This is a genomic window from Moraxella nasicaprae (assembly GCF_025643275.1).
Classification (GTDB): domain Bacteria; phylum Pseudomonadota; class Gammaproteobacteria; order Pseudomonadales; family Moraxellaceae; genus Moraxella; species Moraxella nasicaprae.
This window is the reverse complement of sequence record NZ_CP089977.1, coordinates 1384171-1402105: the sequence shown is the minus strand read 5'-3', so window position 1 is coordinate 1402105 and position 17935 is coordinate 1384171. Positions and strand designations below refer to the sequence as shown.

Sequence of the window (17935 nt, the reverse complement as noted above, 5' to 3'; positions counted from 1 at the left end):
GTGTACAGTTGTTTTTTTGTAATTATTTTTTGATGTGTTTTTAGGCAAAAGGATTGTCAATCATCTGGCTTACAGGTGCTTGGCTTGGCTCAATCTGCCCATCAAATGCACGCAATAATTGGGCAGATATCTCATGCAAAGCCTGAGCCTGCGTACGCCCAGCTTGATTGGGCAAGATGGTTAATTCCCCATAAATCACCACGCCATCAACGCCATTTTCAATGGTTAATCCGCCAATTTGTAGCACTTGTCCATCATCATGGAAAGGTTTGTGTAACATCGTTGTCTCTTTTTTAGGTTTGGTGTAGCCACTTGGTCAAATATTGCACCATTTGCCAAGCCAAATCCAGCCAGCCTGTCTTGCCCAACAAAATCGCCTGTGCCTCTTTGTCGTTCATCGGTGCTGGCAATGCATAAGCGTGCGTTTGAATAGAGGGAGGTAGTGCGGGCATGACACGAATGCCTGTGTACTGCTCCAATTTGGACAAACTGATGACTTGATGGTTGCCTGCGGCATCATTGGGCGACCAATACACGCCTGCTTGCTGGATTGACGGTACATACACCGCTTTAAAAAAATGACTTGGCACCATCACTCGCCCACCAATGCGTTGGCTGGTCTTGCCCAAAAACGCCACGCCCGTCACCACATAAACCTCTTCATAACGTACTGCCAAAGTGCGAGTAGCAATCTCAATGTGTCGCCACAAATGACGATTGTGGTCGGTGTGCTGCGGAGCAATATTAGCAAGGCTAAAACTATCATATTGCTGGGTGGTGGTTGCCATATCGCCATTGGGAGCAACATGTCCACGATCAAAACCAGAACGCCGATAATCTGCCAGCTGTGCCTGTGCCTGCACAGGTAAACGATACTCTGGGCGAAAATTATCCGAACGCACCAACTGATGAGCGGTCTGTACTCGTTGCTTGGTCAGATGCGATGCCGACCAAAATGGTGTCAAAGATACGCCAGAATACAAAGTGGCAAATCCATCAAAACACAAGGCGTACAACTGCTGATTTAATCTTTGCCCCTGCTCTCCCACCAGCAAAGGCGGTGCTTGATAAAAATTATCCGCACAAGCAGCGAATGCATCATCAAAGCCCATCTGCCAATCAGTTGGCATAAATTTGCTCGTACTGCTGTCTTGCAACGATGCCTGTGCATATTGAGACAACAACACGCCCATTGCCAGCATACCAGCGGCAATGCCATGACAAAATCGATTCGTCATTTTTGTTGTCATTTATGGTCCATGTTTTTATAATACCTGCACCGTATTCTAGCCCTTTTATGCCATGATGACAAGCCTTAACCACACCACCTTTGCCCCACGACTATTAGCTTGGTTTGATACAGATGGTCGCCACGATTTGCCTTGGCAGTACCATCATCAATCACACGCAAACATCTACGCAGTCTGGCTATCAGAAGTGATGTTACAGCAGACACAAGTGGCAACTGTATTAAATTATTTTGATAAATTCATGTCAAGATTTCCCACTGTTCAAGACTTAGCGAATGCCAACTTTGATGAAGTGGCGTATCTTTGGGCAGGGCTTGGCTACTATGCTCGTGCCAAAAACTTACATCAAGGGGCAAAACAGGTGTCTGATTTTATCGAAAGGACGGGGAATTTTCCACAGACGCTTGATGAGTGGCAAGCCATCAGAGGTGTGGGGCGTTCCACCGCTGGGGCAATCATGGCAATGGGCGTGCGTCGTCGTGGCGTGATTTGCGATGGCAATGTCAAACGAGTGCTGACTCGCTGGGCAGGTATTGATGGCGACATCACCAAACAAGCCACCGATAAAGCACTATGGATACTCGCTGATACCCTAACCCCCAATGAGGATAGTGGCAAATACGCCCAAGCGATGATGGATTTGGGTGCAACCATCTGCACTCGCACCAAGCCTAAGTGCGAATACTGCCCCATTCAATCTGACTGCACGGCTCATCGTCAGGGCAACCCCACCGCCTACCCTGTCAAAGCCAAAAAAGCAGACAAGCCCCATCGTCATTCTTTGGTGTTCGCCCTCACATTTGGCGATGAAAGACTATGGATAAAACGAACCAACGATGGCGGTATCTGGGACGGTTTATATAGCCTGCCCATGCTCATGATTGGCGATGATGCGAACATACCCAATGACACATCATCAGCCAAAAAACAACACGAGATGATGGCAAATGCCCAGCCGTTAAGCCTTGCCGAAAGGCAGATTATTGATGTTTTGCCAGCCATACCCATACAAGCCCACAAAACCATCAAACATACGCTCACGCATTTTCATTGGCATTTGTCGCTCATCAACATCGAGCTTGATGAAATACAATACAAAAACATCAATCACGCCCTAACTGCGGTCAATGCCACTTTTGTTTGGCAACAGGACTTGACAGGCTTGGCGGCACCAAAAGCAATGCATAAACTAATGACCAAGTCTTTTTAACAAATCGACTAATAATCTCTTTTTTGTAGCCAATCAACCACTTGCAACAGCAGATTGTCATCACCAAAGACCGCCACACATTCTCTTGCCTGAGCAAATAACTCATCAGCATAGTGGCGTGCTTGTTCTACGCCCAGCAGCTTGACATAAGTTGATTTTTCTAATTTTTCATCAGAGCCAGCAGGTTTGCCCAGCGTGCTGGTGTCCGCCACCACATCAAGCACATCGTCTTGCACCTGATAGGCAAGCCCCACCGCTTGTGCATACTTACTTAGCCTGTCCATCGTATCAGCATTTGCCCCAGTACACACCGCTCCCATCAATACTGACGCCTCAATCAATGCTCCCGTCTTGTCAATATGAATGGCTTGTAGCTGTTTGGCATCTAGCATTTGGCGTTCGCCCAATAAATCAAGCATCTGACCTGACACCATGCGTCTGGCTCGTGGGGCTAGTATGGCACTAAGTTTGGCGGTCAGCACTGCCGTATCATTGTCATCATCAGACTGGCATAGCACCTCAAAAGCCAAAGTTTGCAACACATCGCCCACCAGCATCGCCACCGCCTCGCCATAGACAATATGGCAGGTTGGCTTACCACGACGCAAGTCATCATCGTCCATACATGGCAAATCATCATGCACCAGTGAATAGCCATGAATCATCTCCACAGCCATCATGGCACGCCTAGCCAGCTCAAAACCCCTTTGGCTTACCCCAACCACTGACAATCCAGCCAACACCAAAAGCGGTCTGACTCTTTTGCCGCCATTGCCCATCGCATACAAACACGCCTGCGATAAAGATTCTGGCAAATTGACCGCCAAGATTGCTGATTTGACATCGTTCATCAACTCATCATTCAAACCATCTTGAAGTTGGCTTAACGATGTGGGCGAAGTTTGCAAAGTTTGGTATAAGGCTGACTGCGACATAGATGCTCTTTTTTCGATGAAAACTTGATTCAATAATAGCCATAGTATAACACCATTTATTATCCATCAACATAAAAAGTTCTTTTGACCATCGCTCACGCATTGCCCATCACGCACCATGACGGACATCAAATCAAAGATAAAAATACCCAAAATCATCAAAATATCAAAAATTTTATCAAAAACACTTGACCTACATTCATTTTTTTGGTTTAATACGCCCACTTTGGCGTGATAGCTCAGTCGGTAGAGCAACGGATTGAAAATCCGTGTGTCGGCAGTTCGATCCTGCCTCTCGCCACCATATCAAAAAGACCCCTGATGATTTAGGGGTCTTTTTTTATTCATCAAACAACCGCCACAAGGACGGTTTTTTCAAAGATAAAAAACACACATCAGTGCTGCTTGGCGATGAATGCCTCCACCTGCGTGCATAGAATCTGCCAAAGTTTCGTCTGTGCCTTAACACTACCCCAAGCATTATGCGGCGTGAATAGCACTCGTGGATGATTGGCAACGCTAAGCAACGGGTCGTCATCAGCGAACGGCTCGCTTTCAAACACATCAGAAGCATAACCAAAAATCTGCTCACGATTTAATGCTCGAACAATACTTGCCCCATCAACCACACCGCCACGAGCGACATTGATGATGAGTGGTTTTTTGTGCATTTTGGCGATGGTGTCATCATTAATCAGATGATGCGTCTCATCAGTCAATGGGCAGTGCAATGCCAAAACATCACTATTTGCCAGCACCTCATCAAAGGCGGTATAGCCAGCTCTGGGTGCTTGCCCTGCTCGCTCAGCATACAAAACTTTCATACCAAAAGCGGTGGCGATTTGCCCGACCTTTTTGCCAATACTGCCTGCACCAACGATGCCAAGCGTACTGCCTGCCAAATCAAAAATCGGCTCATCAAGCAAACAAAAACGACCATCAGCCTGCCAACTGCCATCGCTTGCCTTGGTATGATAATGCTTGATGGCACGCATCACCGCCAGCATTAACATAAAGGTATGCTCAGGCACGGTCTCCACCGAATAGCCAGCCACATTATACAAGGCGATATTTCGCTCTTGGCATGCCTGTGCGTCCACATTATTCATGCCTGTGGCGGTCAGCTGAATCAGTTTTAGATTTGGCAAGGCATGGATAATATCCGCCGTCAATACCACTTTATTGGTGATGATGATGTCTGCATCAAAACAACGCTCGATGATTTGGTCATCTGCGGTGGCAGGATACACCACATAATCAGACACACCAGATGGCTGAACCAGTTCAACCAATGGCGAAAAAGTACCAGCGTCCAAAAATACCGCTTTCATCAATTTCTCCGTTCAAAAAATCACAATCAGTCTTGCATTAAGGGTAAAAATCGCCTTATCTTAACAAAATGACCGTCCAAAAAGCTACAAAATATAAAAATAATCCCCATAACTGCATGAAAAATAGTGCGAAAAACAACAAACTGGCGTAAAATAGTTTGGTTAAGCACGATTTGTTAAGACAACAACGATAAAATAAGAGCCTAAGATGATGAACGAAAATTTTGCCATTGGTCAGCGTTATCTTTCTGACAGCGAGAGTAATTTGGGATTGGGCGTGGTCATCAATGTTGATGAACGCTGCGTGCATATCTTATTCCCCCAAAGCGAAGAAACTCGGGTCTATGCCAAAGCGTCCGCCCTACTGTCTCGTGTCGTTTTTTCGGTTGGTGACAACATCACCGACCAAGATGGCAATCTACACACCGTGGCAAGCTGTGAGAACATCTCTGGGGTGATGCGTTATCATTTGACTTGTGGCAAAAGCCTGATGGAAACTCGTCTGGCGGCAAACATCACGCTTGCCAAGCCACTAGAACGCCTGATGGCAGGTCAGATTGAATCATCAGATTGGTATAATCTACGCCAAGATGCCTTGCGTATCCAAGCCATGCTAAGCAGGCACCCATTGCGTGGTCTGATTGGGGCAAGAGTGGACATCATCAAGCACCAGCTGTACATCGCTCACGAAGTTGGCAAACGACTGGCTCCACGAGTGCTATTGGCAGATGAGGTCGGACTTGGCAAAACCATCGAGGCTGGTCTGATTATGCACCAACAAATCCTGACTGGCAAAGTCAGTCGTGTCTTGGTGCTTGTGCCTGATAGCTTACAATACCAATGGATGATTGAGCTAAAACGCCGCTTTAATCTGGATTTTGCCTTATTTGACTTGGTGCGTACCGCCTCCATCAAAGAACACAATCCTGACCAAAATGTCTTTTTGACCGAACAATTCATCATTGCTGGCATTGACCTGTTGCTTGACCATCATGACCTATACGAGCAAGCCTATGCCGCAGGATTTGACCTGTTGGTGGTGGACGAGGCTCATCATCTGCAATGGGATGAAGCACAAGGCGGTAATGATAAATACGAGCTGGTGGCAGACTTTGCTACCAATACCGCAGGCGTGCTACTTCTAACTGCAACACCAGAGCAGCTTGGTATTGACAGTCATTTTGCTCGCCTAAGATTGCTTGATTCGCACCGCTTTGATGATTTGGACGATTTTATTGCAGCACAGGATGCGTTTGCCGATGTGGCAATGGTGGCAACTTTACTCATCGATGGTCAAGAACTAAGCGATAAACAAATTCGTGCAGTAGCAGGTTTATTAGGCTTTGAAGAGGCTCAGATTGCCGACATCAACGCCAATGACCGCCTAAGAACACACATCATCAACGAACTGCTAGACAGACATGGCACAGGGCGAGTGTTGTTTCGCAATACTCGTGATAGCGTACAAGGCTTTCACGGTCGTACCAGCATTCCCTACCCACTACCCCTACCAGACGCATGGAAAAATAGCCACTATGTCAATGGCAAACTAAGAGAACAGCTGTGGGGCGAGGAAAATTATCCAGATGGCAGCTGGTTAGAAACCGACCCACGAGTAAACTGGCTCATCAATCTCCTCAAAGACACCTTAAAGCATAAAAAAGCCCTGCTCATCGCTCGAAGTGGTGCAACCATCGAAAGTCTAGAAGCGGTGTTACGCCTGCACGCTGGCATCAAAACCGCCATCTTTACTGAACAGATGAGCCTACTTGAACGAGACCAAGCAGCGGCATATTTTGCTGATGATGCTGGGGCTCAAATTTTGCTATGCTCAGAGATTGGTTCTGAGGGGCGTAATTTTCAGTTTGTCCAAGATTTGATTTTGTTTGATTTACCAGCCAATCCTGACACCCTAGAACAACGCATCGGACGATTAGACCGTATTGGACAAATTGCCCAAATCAACCTGCATGTGCCATTTGTGATGGGTACTGCCCAAGAGCGACTGTACAACTGGTACGATGGTGCATTGAATATCTTTCATCAAATCAGCCCGACCGCCCAAGCCGTCCAAGAGGCATTCATCGCACAGCTAAAACCTTTGCTAGAAAGCCCTACCACGCCTGACAACCAAGAAGCCCTCTCCCAGCTGATTGCCGATGGTTCTTTGCACCGCCAAGAGCTTGAAGCAGAGTTACAAGCTGGGCGAGACCGACTGCTAGAATACAATTCTTGCCGTCCCAATGTCGCCAATCGCATTGCCGATGCGATGCATGAGCTTGATACCAATAAACTACTGCCTGTCTTCTTAGATAACTATCTGACCGCAGTTGGTATGGATTATAGCATCCAACGAGATGGGACTTGGATTGTTCATCCCATTGATGCATCAGAGGTGGACATTGCTGGCATTGAAAGTTTGCCGATTGATGAAGATGGCATGACCTTGACCTTTGACCGCAAGCAGGCATTGGCTCGTGAAGACATTGAATACATGACTTACGAACACCCATTTGTGCAGGCGATTTTGGAAATGGTGCTGTCTGGTACTTTTGGCAATACCCAAGTGGCACTGCTTAAATCTGCCGCCCTGCCCAAAGGCATGCTCCTCATCGAAAACCAATTTCGCATCGAAGCCATTGCCAGCAAACAACTAAACCTATCAGCCTATCTGCCTCAGCAAAGTCTGCGAGTCTTTTTGAGTGAGCGAGGCGATGATTTGAGCAAAATCGCCACCAGCGAAAAAATCCTGCCACTCATCGAACGACTGGATAAAGCTCGTGCCAGACAAGTCACCAAAGCTCGTGCCAATATCATTGACACTCAAACAGCTCGTGCCAAACAACTTGCCCAAGAGCAGCTTGAAATGATTAGCAAACAAGCCAGCGGACAATTTGCAGATTATTTTGATAAAGAAATTGGGCGTTTGCAACGATTGCAAGCCATCAATCCCAATGTGCGAGATGATGAAATTAGTAGCCTAGTTAAGCTTAAAGAGCAAGGTTTGCACGCCTTGGGTCAGCTATCACTCGTGCCTGACAGTATTCGAGTATTGGTGACGGTACAGCCTGATTGATTGTACAAAAAACGCAGTAAAGCCATCAAGTTTTACTGCGTTTTTTCTTGACAATTTACCCAAAGTTGGCAATGATAAGCACTCTTGTTGTCAAGAAAAAAGGATTTACCATGTCATTTGCCAAAATTCATACTCGTTCTGTGGTGGGTTTGCACGCCCCACAAGTGGTGGTCGAAGTACATCTATCACAAGGATTACCCGCCTTGACCATCGTTGGCTTACCAGAAGCATCGGTTCGAGAAAGCAAAGACAGGGTGCGTTCTGCCATCTTAAATTCAGGATTTGACTTTCCAAACCGCCGCCTTACCATCAATCTTGCCCCAGCTGATGTCCCAAAAGAAGGGTCACGGCTGGATTTGCCGATTGCACTTGGTATTTTGGCCGCCAGCGGTCAGATTGATGAAACAGTCTTAGATAACTTTGAGTTTGTTGGAGAATTGGCACTTAATGGCGATTTGCGAGACATCACAGGGGCATTATCCATCGCTCGTGCCATCAAAAATTCATCAGACAACCGTTCGTTAATTTTGCCCACAGATAACGCCATCGAAGCTGCCAAAGTTGGGCAAATCACGGTATTAGGAGCAACCAACCTAACAGCTGTCTGCCAGCATCTTGATGTCATCAGCGGCATCAATGCCAATCAAGCAAATCTTTTAACCGCCACGACTGTGACAATAGAACACAGCACACCAAAATATCCACTTGATTTATCCGATGTCAAGGGGCAACATCACGCCAGAAGAGCCTTAGAGATTGCCGCTGCTGGTGGGCATTCGCTGCTTTTTACAGGCTCGCCTGGTTCTGGTAAAACCTTGATGGCATCTCGCCTGCCCAGCATTTTACCACCCCTAGATGATGAAGAAGCCCTAGAAGTTGCCAGCATTTATTCGATTGCAGGCGTGCCATACACTTTTGGTGAACGCCCATTTCGCCCCTGTCATCACACCATCTCAGCAGTGGCATTGGTTGGCGGCGGTTCACGACCTAAGCCTGGCGAGATTAGCCTTGCTCATCATGGCGTTCTATTTTTGGACGAATTACCAGAGTTTGACCGAAAAACCTTAGAAACGCTCAGACAACCCATCGAATCCAAAGAAATCATCATCAGTCGTGCCAACAGTCAGGTCGCTTTCCCTGCTGATTTTCAACTCATCGCTGCAATGAATCCTTGTCCTTGTGGTTATCATGGCGATGGCACAGACCGCTGTCATTGCCGTCCTGAACAAATCAAACGCTACCAAGATAAAATCTCAGGTCCATTACTTGACCGCATTGATTTGCACATTCATGTACCAGCCGTACCCATCGATGACCTGCAAAATGCTCCTGTTGGCGAAAGTTCGTCAATCGTCCGACAACGGGTCATTCAAGCCCATCAAAAACAGCTAAGCAGACAACAAAAAACCAACGCCCAGCTCTCCCCTGCTGAACTTGATTGCATTGCCATCTTACAACCTGACCAACAAAAGATGCTCAAACTGGCACAAGCTCGGCTCAATCTCTCAGCTCGTAGCTATCATCGCATTTTGCGAGTGGCTCGTACGATTGCTGACTTGGCGGACGCTGATGAAATTAGTAGCACACATCTTGCCGAAGCACTCAGCTACCGATAAGCGATGACTGCACGGATTTTATCTTGATGGCAACCGCTCAAACCATCAAGCCAATGTCAAAATAAACGCCACCAAGCCATCAAAGTCATCGAATGCTTGGGTGGGATTGGACGCATCGATTGGCTCGCCATAATTATAGCCATATCGCAATGCCAGCGTACTCATGCCAGCTGCTTGACCTGCCATGATGTCATTCTTTGAATCGCCAATCATCACACACTCATCAATCGTGTAGCCCAGTCTTTGACAAATATAAGTCAGCTGCATTGGGTCTGGTTTTTTTGCTGATAGACTATCGCCACCCAGCACCAAATCAAACTTATCCTGCCAGCCTAAATGCGTCAATAAGGCTGGCAAAAATCGCTCAGGCTTGTTCGTGGCAATATTCAACCGAAATCCTGCCGCCAACAACCGATTAAGCCCCTCATTCACGCCAGCATACGCCACCGTCTCTTGACTGGCACAATCAGCATATTGTGCCAAAAAAATCTCGTGTGCTTCATCAAGCATCGCCAGCTGACCACCCATCGCCAACAAAGCACGCTCCACCAACACCAGCGAGCCATTCCCCACCCAGCCACGCACTGCCTCGACAGATGCCAGTGGCAACTCAAACTTGGCAAGCATCTGATTGATTGCTGCCGCCAAATCAGGCACGCTATCAATCAAAGTCCCGTCCAAATCAAAAATCAAAACTTTTTTTGGGGTTGGCTGCATGGCTGACTCCTTATGACTGGCTAAATGACCCAAAAACAACTCATCATTCACTCTCATCAAATAAAAATGCTCAGTAACATCTTGATGAATCGGTGCAAAATGTGGCAAATTCTGTAACAAAAGCATATTTTGTACAAAATTTAATCAAAAATCAATGACTGTTTTTGTTCATTGTACACAATCTTGGCACAGGTTCGGCAAATTTTTCATCATTTTTTATCAACTATTGAATCATTGGGCAAATTTAACCCCAATCAACGAACAAATATTGACCATTTGGCTAATTTTTATCAAAATCAGACTGTCAGCTGGCTAATATTAGCGAAAAATAAAGGGCTTTTAGATAGAATTGAAACATTTTCTCGCAATTTTTTGAAAAATATGGCTGATGTTTTGGTAAATTTTACAAAACTTTACACATTACTCATCAAACACGAACAGTCAGTATGAAATATTTTGTTACTATAACTCCATCACTTCAAACAGCACTTTAACTGCTGATTTTAACAAAACAGGAGAATACGATGAAAACTCTACAAAAATCACTACTTGCTCTATCTGCATCTGCCCTACTAGCAACAGGTGCAAACGCCGCCATCAGCTATGGCTCAACCGCTGGTTCACAAGCCTATGTTGGTGTGAAAGTTGGTCAAATCGATGCAGACCAAGTGAATGAAAAAACCACCGCTTATGGCGTTTATGGCGGTTACAACTTCGATGAGCGTTTGGGCGTAGAAGCTGAATTTATCGGTTCTGACAAAAAAGACTTCGACACCAACCTAGAAGGCAAAACCAAAAGCTACGGTGCTTACGGTACTTATCGTTACAACTTCAACAACACTCCAATCTACGCCAAAGGCAAATTGGGTGTTGCCAAAACTGAAACTGATGTGAACAGTAAGTCTGGCAACTACACCAGCACCACTGACACCACAGGCGTTGCTGGCGGTGTGGCTCTTGGTTACAAACCAAACAACAACTTTGGCATCGAAGCAGGTTATAACTACCTATCATCAGATGCTAAGATGCTAAGCTTGGGTGCACATTTTGCTTTCTAATTGACGCATCGATTCATTAAGTTCTTAAAATAAAAGACGACCGTATTTTGCGGTCGTTTTTTATGATTCAAGCAATAAAAAACCGTTTGTATGATTCCATCAAATCATCAAGCGGTTTTTTTAATCACACAATCATTCGATGGCATCAAAATAACTTTGTACCACCTTGCCATACAAAGTTTGACCCATAAATGGTGTATTTTTGCCTGCCGATAGCATGGCATCTTTGGTCACTGTCCAGCTCTGATTTGGGTCAATCAGTACCGCTCCGCCAATTTTTTCATAATCGCTAATACCTGCAATCTTAGCAGGAGCTGTACAAATTTTTTCGACCAACTGCTCGGCAGTCAAAAGACCGTCCGCCACAAGTTTGCAGCCCAATGACACAAAAGTATCAAAATTGCTGATGCCAGCGGTACACTCAGCAAATGGTGCTTGTTTTGCTGATGATGACAATGGTTCATGATGGCTACAAATCGCATCAATCGTACCATCTTGCAAGCCCTTGATGAGTGCCTGCTGGTCGGTATTAGAGCGAAGCGGTGGCAGTACATAGGCGTTGGCATTATAACCCTCGATATCATCATCGGTCAGATGAAGTTGGTGCATCGCCACATCACAAGTGATTGGCAAGCCCTTTTGTTTCGCCCAGCGGATAAGCTCCACCGAAGTGCGGCAGGTAATTTGGCTAAAATGAGCGGTCAGCCCTGTTTCTTCCACCATCAGCAGTTGCTTGGATAATGCGATGGTTTCAGCAAGCCAAGGAATGCCTTGCAGTCCGTGAAAAGACGCAATATAACCCTCGTGAGCCACACCACCTTTTGATAAACTTGGCTCATCAGGATAAAAGAACACTTTTAAATCAAAAGTAGCGGCATATTCTAGTGTACGCAGTAGCACCATGTCATTGGCAAAACCACGATTGGCGTTACTGACCGCAATCGCCCCGCCTTGTTTTAGACCTGCCAAATTGGCAGGCTGCTCACCTTTTAAATCTTGGGTCAAAGCACCCAAGATATGCAGATAGATACCGCCATCTTGATACGCTTTTTCTCTTAGCCCTTTGAGCAAAGAACCACTTTGTAAAATTGGGTCAGTATCTGGTGGCAGTACGATGTGCAAAATACCATTAGAGCGGGCAGCCTTACCCTCGCTGGCAAGCGTACCGTGCGACTGATGTCCTGGTTCACGCAAACGCCCGCACAAATCCACGATGGGCGGTATCAGCCATTTGCCATCGGTGTTGATACCATCTAAGCTTGGCGATTGCCAAGTGGAAGGAAGTAAGTTTTTCATAAAATTTCTCTTTTGTTAGTAGCCTTCTTTAACTAATTCTTGGTAAGCTTCACAGCCTAATTCTAGTTCATTTTCGCAAGCTCTTTTAAACCAAACTTTTGCCAATGAAATATCTTGCTCTGCACCTATGCCTGTATTAAGAGCAACCGCCATATTATATTGAGCTGGTGCATAATCCCGAGTGGCGGAAATGGCATAAAGTATCATTGCCTGCTCATAATCTTGCTCTACGCCTTCGCCATTAAAATATTTTATCGCCAAATTATAGCGAGCTTTTTCATTGTTTAACTCAATCGCTTTCTGATACCATTCTATTGCTTTTTTGTTATCTTCTTCAACACCCATTCCCATATCATACATAACACCAATATTATACATCGCTTCTTTATGATAATTGTCAGATGCTCTTAAATACCACTCCATTGCCTTTTGGTAATCTCGCTCAACACCAAGAGCATTTTCATACATACTACCAAGTACGAATTGAGATTCTGAATAATTTTGGTTGGCGGATTTAAGATACCATTCAATCGCCTGTGCATAATCTTGTTTAACAACATCACCCACTCTATATGCTTGACCAAGATTGTATTGTGCAATTTTATTGCCTTGATAGGCAACTTTTTCCAACCAATGCAAATAATTCACATTATCTTGATTATGCCTATAATAATCTACCAGTTCTATTTGTGATTCTATATCCCCATTTTCCGCCTTTTGAATTAAATCCTGTACATCATTGGCAAATACCGACACCGATAATAATAACCCTGCGGTTAATATTGAAATTTTTTTAAACATAATGTTTCTCTTATTAAATGGTTAAAATGCGGTGTGTATTACATACCCAACAATTTAACCAAATTAAGCCAATGATTTATGCCAAATTTCTCAAACTTTCCTGCCCACGCATTGCCATTGCCATGACCGCCATACGCACCGCAATGCCATTATTGACCTGCTTTAAAATCACCGATTGCTCGCCATCTGCCACATTTGATGCAATCTCTACGCCACGATTCATCGGACCTGGGTGCATGACTAGGGCATCTGGCTTGGCAAGGGCGACACGAGTATCTGTGATGCCATAATGCTTAAAGTACTCACTGGTCGATGGTAGTAGTGGCGAGCCGATGCGTTCATTTTGGATACGCAGACCAATGATGATGTCCACGCCTGCCAAGCCCTCTTCCATCTTGTTAAACACTGAAACACCATAGCGTTCGATGCCTTTGGGTAATAAAGTTTTAGGAGCAATAACACGAATGTCTTTGACCCCTAAGGTTTGCAATGCACTAATGTCTGAGCGAGCCACACGACTGTGCTTGATGTCGCCGATGATGGCAACAGATAGCTTATCAAAAGTGGTGCTGTGTTTGAGGCAATATTCACGATGAATGGTGAGCATATCAAGCATGGCTTGGGTGGGGTGGGCGTGCCAGCCATCGCCTGCATTGATGATGGCAACATTGGGCGTGACTTGACTTGCCATAAAATGAGCCGCTCCACTGGCACTATGGCGAACAACAAACATATCCGCACTCATCGCTTCAAGATTCCACAAAGTATCTCGCAAGGTCTCGCCTTTGTTGGTAGATGAGCGTGCAATATCAAGATTAAGCACATTTGCCCCCAGTCGCTTTTGGGCGGCCTCAAAAGTGGTGCGAGTACGAGTGGAATTTTCAAAAAACAAGTTCATCACTGTCTTACCTGCCAGCTCATCAGTATTAATCAGCCGACCCTTGCCATCAAAATAACCCATCGCCTTATCAATGATGTTTTCTAACTGCAAACGGTCTAACCCTTCGACACCGATAAAATGACAAATCGCACCAGACTTTGTCAGTTGTGGTTGGGCAAGTTGGGCGTCAAGTCGCTGTTTGATGCTGTTCATGAATCATTCCTTATGATGCTTTAATCATCTGCCTAAAAAAACAAATTAGGTCATTTTAGCAAATTTATCCCCAAAAACACAATGGCGTACTGAATAATTTTGATTAAATTTTACCCATATTTTTATTAGCATCTCTCATCAATACCTCAAAAGCAGATGGGTTAATTTTCCGATGAAATTTGGGGTATTTTGTGCTAGAATGATGGCAATGATTGGTTTTTGAAAAAATGTTTAAGGATATAACATGAACGCTTACAGCACCACATTAGCCCAATACCTAGAACAACACGCCACAGACGCATTGGCAAGTGCCATTACCACATTGGCAACCGCCAGCATTTCTATCAGTCATCTGCTGGATAAGGGAGCGTTGGCTGGCATTCATGGCGAAGCAGGCAACCAAAATGTACAAGGCGAGGCTCAAAAGAAACTTGATGTCATTTCAAATGATTTACTATTAAGCGCCTTGACGCACAACCCACACTGTGCAGGGGTTGCCTCTGAGGAGCTTGATGAGATTAGCCCTGCCAATAATGACGGCACGCTCCTAGTTACCTTTGACCCTTTGGACGGCTCGTCCAACATTGATATTAACATGACCGTTGGCACGATTTTTTCAATTTTGCCCTATCATCGCCAAGGTCAAAAAGCTTGCGAAGATGACTTTTTGCAAGCAGGCGTGAATCAAGTGGCGGCAGGTTATTTTATCTATGGCACTTCAACCATGCTGGCATTGACATTGGGTCGTGGCGTTGCCATGTTTAGCTTTGACCCAAGCAGTCAAGCCTATGTACTCATCAATGATAAGGTTACCATCAATCACAGCACCCAAGAATATGCCATCAATGCCTCCAACCGTCGCTACTGGCTACCGCCTGTCCAAGAATACATCGATGGCTTGGTGGCTGGCGATACAGGCGTGCGTGGCAAAGATTTTAATACTCGCTGGGTGGCGGCGATGATTGCTGATGTGCATCGTATCTTGATTCGTGGCGGGGTGTTCATGTATCCTTATGACACCAAAATCGCTGGCAAGGCAGGCAAACTGCGTCTGATGTACGAAGCCAACCCCATGAGCTTTGTCATTGAGCAGGCAGGCGGTGCATCGACTGATGCGGTACAACGTATCATGGACATCACACCAACACACATTCATCAACGAGTGCCTGTGGTGCTGGGAGCAAAAGAAGAAGTAGAATACATCAAAGCCCTACACGATAAGGCTGGGATTTTGGCAAATGGCGATAAAGCCTGACGCTATTGATAATCCCCCCACCATCAACGACTGGCAATATCAAATGGCACTGATTGCCAGTCGTTTACCGCTCGGCTTATTAACTGGCAATGAGATAGATTGGTTAATGAATAGGGGTTATTATCATGATTTAATGCTAGAAATTATCAATGATGACCCAATTTATCCAACCACCAATTATTCAAAAGTTTTTGAGCAAATTTGGAAAAATTTAAACTTTCCAATGTTAAATGACGATAGTGCAAAACTCATCAATACTTTTGAGAGATTATATCCATTTTCCATTCGCCCTTATGATGTTGGTTTATTATATAATGAAAACATTACCAATAATAATGATAATTTTTATGAAAGCAACAATGATTTAATCAATGCTGGCATTTATGATAGCAATTACATTTATATAGATAGTTTTCAAGCCATGTTGTATGACATTGAAAGTTGCATTCGCAGTTATGAGGTAGGCTATATCAAAAAGTCCTCATTGCATTCTGTTATCAATGAATTTTTTGAACTTTGCGAATATTGGATAAATTTAAATAAATCGCTTATCATATCCATCATCAACCAATTTCCCAAAAATCCCCTATGATTATCACTTCCAAAGACAATCCCCTAATTAAAACCGCCCACGCCCTACTCACCGACCATCGCTCACGCAAAAAACTTGGGCAAACCGTCATAGAAGGCGTGCATTTATTGGACGCTTATTTAAACGCAGGTAAACTGCCCATCAGCGTGATTGTCAGCGAAAGCGGACTTAGCCATCACGAAATCCAAACACTCATTCAAAGACTTGATAAACACCCCATCATCATTAGCGATGGTTTGTACAAAAGCATTCGTACACTTGGGACAAGTCTGCCCATTATGGCTATTATTGAAATGCCAAGTTTGGTACTCAATCAAAATATCAATAAAGATTGCCTCATCATCAATGGCATTCAAGACACAGGCAACTTGGGGACGCTTTTTCGCACCGCCAGTGCCACAGGATTTGATACCATCATTTGTACCAAAGGCACGGCTCACGCTTATAACCCCAAGACACTTAGAGCCAGTATGGGGGCAAATTTTAGCCTAACCATTTATGAAAATGTGGGCATTGATGAGATTTTTGAGTTTGTTAAAGTGCCAATGTTTGCCACGACTTCGCACGCCGATGGGCTGATTTATCATAAGGATTTGACCAAGCCCCTTGCTCTGATTATGGGGCATGAAGGACAAGGCGTGGATAAGGAACTGCTTAACAACTGCACACCTCTCACCCTGCCCCAAGATGGCGAAGAAAGCCTGAATGTCGGTGTGGCAGGAAGTGTGTGCTTGTATGAGATTTTAAGACAAAGAAGATACCAATGATTGGCTTTATCAAGAAACTATCCGCCATTCATCTGGTGCTGATTTTGGTGGTGTTGGTGGCTTTTGTGATGATTGCCATCGATGACCGTCTAAGCACGCCAGAGCATACCGCCACGCACGCCCAAGCCAAACAAACCTTGACACTTGCCATCATCACCGATTTGCACAGTTGCTACTATGGCGAGGGACAGCGAGAACTCTTGGACGCTCTGCACGCTCGCAAACCTGATGCCATCTTATTAGGCGGGGATATTTATGATGACAAGCTGCCATTTACTCACGCTGATACGCTGCTTGCCAAATTGGGCGACATTACACCAAACCTGTACTATGTCAATGGCAATCACGAATTGTACTTACCAGCATCAACCTATCAGCAACTAGAACAACGCATCAAACATTACGGCATTCACATCATTCATGGTAAGGGCATGTCCATTCAAGTCAATGGCAAAGACAGTGGTGTCAATGTCTATGGCGTGTCAGACCCTGTCAATAATGCACAATTTTGGCAAGATTTGGATACAGTCGGCAATGCTGCCAATCGCCAACATCTCAATATCCTCCTTGCTCATAGACCAGAACACATATCAGACTATCTGCATTATCCTTTTGATGTCATCGTCAGCGGTCATGCTCACGGCGGGCAATGGCGACTGCCTTATTTGGTGAATGGGGTTTTTGCCCCCAATCAAGGATTTTTGCCCAAATATGCTGGCGGTCAATATCATTTTGACAACCCCAACAGCCGTAGCCAGCACACCCAATTCATCGTCAGTCGTGGACTTGCCAAAGAATCAACCCGCTTTATTCCACGCATTTTTAATCGTCCAGAGCTTGTCTTTTTGACCATTCCAAGCGGTCAATGATGTCATGACCTCGTGAATATCATTCGCATGATAAGAACAGCCAAAATTTTTCAACACCCAAAACAAAAA

General features: G+C 45.1%; 16 protein-coding genes and 1 tRNA gene. 9 read left to right on the top strand and 8 right to left on the bottom strand.

Going from position 1 to position 17935, the window contains the following annotated elements; genetic code table 11:
* Window positions 1-40 precede the first annotated feature (40 nt).
* Window positions 41-280, bottom strand: coding sequence for an FXYD domain-containing ion transport regulator (locus tag LU297_RS06535; RefSeq protein ID WP_263075744.1), 240 nt, complete (start codon window positions 278-280; stop codon window positions 41-43).
* 13 nt (window positions 281-293) lie between these two features.
* Window positions 294-1250: a DNA/RNA non-specific endonuclease gene (locus tag LU297_RS06530; protein ID WP_263075743.1), complete on the bottom strand. Its 957-nt coding sequence runs from the start codon at window positions 1248-1250 to the stop codon at window positions 294-296.
* 52 nt (window positions 1251-1302) lie between these two features.
* On the opposite strand from LU297_RS06530, the gene mutY reads away from it, so the two are divergent.
* Window positions 1303-2460 carry an A/G-specific adenine glycosylase gene (mutY, locus tag LU297_RS06525; RefSeq protein ID WP_263075742.1) on the top strand — a complete coding sequence of 386 codons (1158 nt, stop codon included), beginning with the start codon at window positions 1303-1305 and terminating at the stop codon, window positions 2458-2460.
* 8 nt (window positions 2461-2468) lie between these two features.
* Here the strand turns inward: mutY and LU297_RS06520 are convergent, their stop codons facing one another.
* Complete coding sequence (locus LU297_RS06520) at window positions 2469-3395, bottom strand: polyprenyl synthetase family protein (protein WP_432806246.1); 927 nt, start codon at window positions 3393-3395, stop codon at window positions 2469-2471.
* Between the two features lie 228 nt (window positions 3396-3623).
* On the opposite strand from LU297_RS06520, the gene LU297_RS06515 reads away from it, so the two are divergent.
* Window positions 3624-3699 (top strand) — tRNA-Phe (locus tag LU297_RS06515).
* A 91-nt stretch (window positions 3700-3790) separates the two neighbouring features.
* Here the strand turns inward: LU297_RS06515 and LU297_RS06510 are convergent.
* A complete protein-coding gene (locus tag LU297_RS06510) occupies window positions 3791-4726 on the bottom strand; it encodes a D-2-hydroxyacid dehydrogenase (protein WP_263075741.1) in 936 nt (311 codons plus the stop codon).
* A 211-nt stretch (window positions 4727-4937) separates the two neighbouring features.
* Between LU297_RS06510 and rapA the strand changes: the two genes are divergently transcribed.
* Window positions 4938-7802: an RNA polymerase-associated protein RapA gene (gene rapA / locus LU297_RS06505; protein WP_263077348.1), complete on the top strand. Its 2865-nt coding sequence runs from the start codon at window positions 4938-4940 to the stop codon at window positions 7800-7802.
* A gap of 110 nt (window positions 7803-7912) precedes the next feature.
* Window positions 7913-9418, top strand: a complete 1506-nt coding sequence (locus LU297_RS06500) for a YifB family Mg chelatase-like AAA ATPase (RefSeq protein ID WP_263075740.1) — start codon at window positions 7913-7915, stop codon at window positions 9416-9418.
* Between the two features lie 45 nt (window positions 9419-9463).
* Here LU297_RS06500 and LU297_RS06495 read toward each other — a convergent pair whose 3' ends face one another.
* Window positions 9464-10135 carry a phosphoglycolate phosphatase gene (locus LU297_RS06495; protein ID WP_263077347.1) on the bottom strand — a complete coding sequence of 224 codons (672 nt, stop codon included), beginning with the start codon at window positions 10133-10135 and terminating at the stop codon, window positions 9464-9466.
* Window positions 10136-10659: 524 nt separating this feature from the next.
* Here LU297_RS06495 and LU297_RS06490 point away from each other — a divergent pair.
* Complete coding sequence (locus LU297_RS06490) at window positions 10660-11193, top strand: porin family protein (protein ID WP_263075739.1); 534 nt, start codon at window positions 10660-10662, stop codon at window positions 11191-11193.
* 132 nt (window positions 11194-11325) lie between these two features.
* Here the strand turns inward: LU297_RS06490 and LU297_RS06485 are convergent, their stop codons facing one another.
* The 3 genes from LU297_RS06485 to LU297_RS06475 form a co-directional block, all read right to left on the bottom strand.
* Window positions 11326-12489, bottom strand: a complete 1164-nt coding sequence (locus LU297_RS06485) for a dihydroorotase (RefSeq protein ID WP_263075738.1) — start codon at window positions 12487-12489, stop codon at window positions 11326-11328.
* Window positions 12490-12504: 15 nt separating this feature from the next.
* The gene (locus LU297_RS06480) at window positions 12505-13290 is read right to left on the bottom strand and encodes a tetratricopeptide repeat protein (RefSeq protein ID WP_263075737.1); all 786 of its coding nucleotides are present in this window, start codon (window positions 13288-13290) and stop codon (window positions 12505-12507) included.
* 76 nt (window positions 13291-13366) lie between these two features.
* Window positions 13367-14383: an aspartate carbamoyltransferase catalytic subunit gene (locus tag LU297_RS06475; RefSeq protein WP_263075736.1), complete on the bottom strand. Its 1017-nt coding sequence runs from the start codon at window positions 14381-14383 to the stop codon at window positions 13367-13369.
* Window positions 14384-14627: 244 nt separating this feature from the next.
* Here LU297_RS06475 and LU297_RS06470 point away from each other — a divergent pair, with 244 nt between their 5' ends.
* The 4 genes from LU297_RS06470 to LU297_RS06460 are packed head-to-tail and all read left to right on the top strand — an operon-like array spanning window position 14628 to window position 17866.
* Window positions 14628-15638 (top strand): class 1 fructose-bisphosphatase, encoded by a 1011-nt coding sequence (locus tag LU297_RS06470; RefSeq protein ID WP_263075734.1) that lies wholly within the window; start codon window positions 14628-14630, stop codon window positions 15636-15638.
* 43 nt (window positions 15639-15681) lie between these two features.
* A complete protein-coding gene (locus LU297_RS10110) occupies window positions 15682-16230 on the top strand; it encodes a hypothetical protein (protein ID WP_432806245.1) in 549 nt (182 codons plus the stop codon).
* A complete protein-coding gene (locus tag LU297_RS06465) occupies window positions 16227-16997 on the top strand; it encodes a TrmH family RNA methyltransferase (protein ID WP_432806244.1) in 771 nt (256 codons plus the stop codon). The genes LU297_RS10110 and LU297_RS06465 overlap by 4 nt, the downstream gene beginning before the upstream one ends.
* A complete protein-coding gene (locus LU297_RS06460) occupies window positions 16994-17866 on the top strand; it encodes a metallophosphoesterase (RefSeq protein ID WP_263075733.1) in 873 nt (290 codons plus the stop codon). The genes LU297_RS06465 and LU297_RS06460 overlap by 4 nt, the downstream gene beginning before the upstream one ends.
* The last annotated feature ends 69 nt before the right edge of the window (window positions 17867-17935 follow it).